This window comes from Allobosea sp. P4_C6, assembly GCF_056402015.1.
The window spans coordinates 1-519 of the sequence record NZ_JBFUIF010000344.1; the positions used below are offsets into that span (position 1 = coordinate 1).

At 57.0% G+C, this 519-nt stretch carries 1 protein-coding gene; it reads left to right on the plus strand.

What is annotated here, in order from left to right:
- Nucleotides 1-151: 151 nt before the first annotated feature.
- Nucleotides 152-519 (plus strand): YciE/YciF ferroxidase family protein (locus AC1DVA_RS29035; RefSeq protein ID WP_476808226.1); only part of this gene is annotated, 368 nt, incomplete at its 3' end.

The window sequence follows — 519 nt, forward strand, 5'->3', positions numbered from 1 at the left end:
GTCATGGGGCAGCACGGTTGCGCGGTTGGTCTGAAGCGCTCGTCATTTAAAAATGACGGTCGAACCAATGTTCTTTCGTGACGACCAGTTTGCGGGAACCCCGTTGGGGCCATGACAGTTTGACGGCGACCATCAACCTGGAGGACGCCAAATGGCCGCTCAAGAAAAGAACCTCGCCGACCTGTTTCTCGATACACTCAAGGACATCTATTACGCCGAAAAACAGATTTTGAAGGCGCTGCCAAAGATGGCGAAGGCGGCCCAGTCGCCGGAACTGAAAAAGGCTTTCGAGGCGCATCGTGATGAGACGGAAGGGCATGTCGAACGCCTAGCTGAGGTGTTCGAACTTATTGGCAAGGCGCCGCGCGGCAAAACCTGCGACGCCATCCTCGGCATCATAGAGGAAGGCAGAGCCATCATCGAGGAGTTTGAAGGCAGCCCGGCACTTGATGCAGGCCTAGTCGCGGCTGCGCAGGCTGTCGAGCATTACGAGATGGCGCGCTACGGCACGCTTAAGGC